The following is a 510-nucleotide window of genomic DNA, read 5'->3' as shown; positions in this document are numbered from 1 at the left end:
GTCATCGCCCTGTGCTTCGTGGGTGTAAGGCGCGCTGGTTTCACCGGCTTTGATGGTGACGGTGGCATTGTTGCTCAGGGTCACGACCAGGTCGTGAGCCAGCGCGGTGTTGATGTGAACGGTGAAGGTCGGCTTCACGTTCTCGGCAACCGAAACCTGGTCAGCCGTGATAGTGACCTTGACTACATCGCCTTCGTTGCCAGGGGTACCCGGCTCGTCAGTGACAGTGGTGCTGACCGGGGTCTTGTCCAGAACCAGGTTTTCAAACTTCCAGGCGTCAGCACCGCTGACCGCCTGCAGGCTCTGCTCTACCGGTGGATTAGCGCCGGTGTAGACGTTGTCCGGGGCGGTCACGGTAATCGAACCGGTGGTGCCGTTCGCCGGAACGGTGATGACCGTTTTGCCGTCACTCAGGGTGAAGTACAACGGCGCGTGGTTATCGATCGGCAGACCATCTTTGTTGGTCAGGGTGACGGTGTAAGTGATCTCGCCGCCTTCGGTGACCGAAGG

General features: G+C 59.8%; 1 protein-coding gene. It reads right to left on the bottom strand.

The window, feature by feature from the left end; translation table 11 throughout:
* A partial coding sequence (locus OO306_RS28080; RefSeq protein WP_265970389.1) for an immunoglobulin-like domain-containing protein occupies positions 1-510 on the bottom strand: 510 nt, incomplete at both ends.

It is taken from the genome of Pseudomonas sp. DCB_AW, assembly GCF_026240895.1.
Lineage (GTDB): Bacteria > Pseudomonadota > Gammaproteobacteria > Pseudomonadales > Pseudomonadaceae > Aquipseudomonas > Aquipseudomonas kermanshahensis.
The sequence above is the reverse complement of the archived record's forward strand: the minus strand, read 5'-3'. Positions and strand labels throughout refer to the sequence as shown.